The organism is Pantoea sp. SIMBA_079 (assembly GCF_046940275.1).
In the GTDB taxonomy this organism is placed as follows: Bacteria; Pseudomonadota; Gammaproteobacteria; order Enterobacterales; family Enterobacteriaceae; genus Pantoea; species Pantoea borealis.
Map to the genome: position 1 here is coordinate 1 of NZ_JAWRYR010000910.1, position 236 is coordinate 236.

1 protein-coding gene is annotated in these 236 nt (G+C 59.3%); it reads right to left on the reverse strand.

Annotated elements, in window-relative coordinates; genetic code table 11:
* The coding region (locus tag SB719_RS22580) for a cbb3-type cytochrome c oxidase subunit I (protein ID WP_412160097.1) at positions 1–236 on the reverse strand (236 nt) is incomplete at both ends.

Genomic DNA, 236 nt, shown 5'->3' on the forward strand with positions numbered 1-236 from the left:
GTAGTTGCCGAAGCCGCCCAGAAACAGCGCCGTCAGCAGGTAGATCACCATGATCATCCCGTGCATGGTGACGAACTGGTAGTAGTGGTTGGCGTCGATGAAACTGAACTTGCCCGGAAAGCCGAGCTGCAGCCGCATCAGGTCAGACAACACCAGGCCGACCAGGCCGATGGCGATGGCCGTCAGCGAATACTGCACGGCGATGACCTTATGGTCCTGGCTCCAGACATAGCGGG